Annotated in this window: 1 protein-coding gene and 1 pseudogene; both read right to left on the bottom strand. The window is 57.7% G+C overall.

The features are described 5' to 3' along the window. A pseudogene (locus tag ACOCD2_RS17335) lies at positions 1–802 on the bottom strand (TolB family protein); the annotation flags it as partial. A gap of 21 nt (positions 803–823) precedes the next feature. Then, on the bottom strand, positions 824–2164 hold a 1341-nt coding region (locus ACOCD2_RS17330; RefSeq protein ID WP_293680724.1), incomplete at its 5' end, for a TolB family protein.

Below are 2164 nucleotides of genomic sequence, written 5' to 3'. Positions count from 1 at the left end.
AGCGGAAGACGTCGGAGGCGTCATTGAAATCACCACCAGGCGCCAGGTTACTGGCCAGGGACTTAAAGGCAATATAGCGGCCATCGTCAGATATGACCGGGTAAGCGCTCTGAGCGTTTGCCTGGCCGCCGTCATTGGCGACGCTCACCCGCCAGGTTTTTTCCTGCTGAAGATCATGGACGAAAATATCGGCAACACCGTTGCTGTCGTCCGCGACCAGGTTGTCGGCAGCAGACTGAAAAACCACGTAGCGACCATCACCGGAGATGGCGGCAGCCCAAGTCATGTTGCTGGTTTCGGTTACCTGCGCGCCGGCACTGCTGATGTTCACGCGCTTGTAATGGCCGGTCTGGCGGTCGAGGACGAACACGTCATCCACGTTGTTGGTGTCTCCACTCACCAGGTTGTCTGCATCCGAGATGAAGACTACGAATCGCCCATCGGCGGAAATGTCCGCCGCTCCGCTGCTGGCATCCAACTGGTTTCCCAGGGGATCCAGGCTGATGCGCGTGGTTTGGTGCGACTGCAGGTCATGCAGGAATACGTCCGAGGCATCGTTGGTATCGTTGTCCACGAGGTTGGAGGCCAGGGAGTCGAAGACCACATAGCGCCCGTCTGCCGAGATGGCCCCATGATCGCTGCGTGAGTCGGCTTGGCTGCCATCGCTGTGAACACTTACCCGAACATGGGCTTTCGCGTTGATGTCATAGACGAAGATATCCTGTATGCCTTTGTAATATTCTTCATGGTTGGCATTGGTGTCGTTGGCCACCAGGTCGCTGGCCTGGGAATCGAAGACCACATACCGGCCGTTGGCGGAAATTTACGTGTCGTAGCAGCAGGGGCCATTGGGCGGCGCGGGAAAGGGTCCGTCCATGGCCAGGTTCTGGCGGGTTATCTGAACGGTATCGGCGCGATCGCGTACAAAGATGTCGTACATGACGTTGGTATCCGGCACCAGCAAGTCCAGGTTGTCTGCCACTGAGACGAAAGCCGTGTGCTTTCCATCGGCGGAGAGGGAAGCGTTGTGACTGTCACCATTGGAAGGATGACCGTTGTTGTCGATGCTGACGAGGGAGTTGATGTTGTTTTCGACATCATAGAGATAAATATCTCTGTTGTCGTTTGTATCCGCCGTGATCAATCTGGATGTCGACTCGAAAGCAATGAACTTTCCGTCGGCGGAAATGCTTGGATTAAAGCTGCTCCCGCCGACGCTGTGTCCACTGACATCCTTGCTGACGAGCACTGTGGTGTTCAGGTGGAGGTCACGGAGGAAGATGTCTGAATTGCCGTTGCCGTTGCCGTCACCGGACACCAGATTGCTAGCGTTGGAATCGAAGGTGATATAGCGCCCGTGGGCCGAGAGGCTTGCGCTATGGGAGTTGCCGTTCCCGCCCTTGCCCGTGCCATCGACGCTGACACGGACAGTTGTGCTGGTCTGCGTGTCATGCACGAAAATATCGGTATGTCCCTCGGTGTCGTCTGGCACCAGGTTGGTTGCGTCGGAGGCAAAGGCCACGTAACGGCCATCGGCCGAGATAGCTGGTGAGCCGCTGTAAGCGTTCGCTTCATTGCCATGGCTGTCAACGCTGACGCGGCGGGTGACGCCCGTTTGCGTGTCATGGAGGAAAACATCCATCACGCCGTTGTTGTCGCCTGTCACCAGGTCAGCAGCGTCCGACACGAAGGCGATAAAGCGCCCGTCCTGCGAAATAGCGGTGGTGTAGCAATAGCAGCCTTGGGTTTCGTCGCCATTGCTGTCCACATTGATACGGCTGATGGTGCCAGCCGTAACATCATAGAGGAAAAGGTCGGTGTCATTGTTGTTGTCATCGGGTACCAGGTTGCTGGCGCTGGAGCGAAATGCCACGAAACGGCCATCGGCGGAAATGACGGGTCGGTCGCTTCCTCCATTGGCTTCCAGACCGTTCATGCCCCTGCTGATGCGCGACAGGCTGCCGGTTTCCACGTTGCGCAGGAAGATATCCGAAGCCCGGTTGTGATCGCCGGCCACCAGGTTGGGGGCCAGGGAATCGAACACCAGCAGTTTGCCGTCAGCCGACAGGGAGGGTGAATCGCTTTCCCAGGAGGCCTGTCGCCCCAGAACCGTGTTGCTTTCGCTGAGGCGGGTGGTCGTGGCCCAGGCAGGGAGGGTAAAAAG

This window comes from Thiolapillus sp. (assembly GCF_048562965.1).
GTDB lineage: Bacteria > Pseudomonadota > Gammaproteobacteria > Chromatiales > Chromatiaceae > Thiolapillus > Thiolapillus brandeum_A.
The sequence above is the reverse complement of the archived record's forward strand: the minus strand, read 5'-3'. Positions and strand labels throughout refer to the sequence as shown.